The 202-nt window shown below is 51.0% G+C and carries 1 tRNA gene; it reads right to left on the bottom strand.

Annotated elements, in window-relative coordinates:
- Positions 1–126: 126 nt before the first annotated feature.
- Positions 127–202: transfer RNA gene (locus AN391_RS20295), tRNA-Gly, on the bottom strand.

Raw genomic sequence — 202 nt, forward strand, 5'->3', positions numbered from 1 at the left:
AGTGCCGCTTTATAGTTAGTCAGTAATTTGTCCGTTGGTGCGCGACGAGTCGCGTCCTACGTTCTGGCAACTGAGCTAGTGCCGCTTTACATTTTATTCGATATTTCAATTTCTTTGGTGAGAAATTGGAGCGGCACACGAGGCTCGAACTCGTGACCTCGACCTTGGCAAGGTCGCGCTCTACCAACTGAGCTAGTGCCGC

It is taken from the genome of Pseudoalteromonas sp. P1-13-1a (assembly GCF_001401875.1).
GTDB lineage: Bacteria > Pseudomonadota > Gammaproteobacteria > Enterobacterales > Alteromonadaceae > Pseudoalteromonas.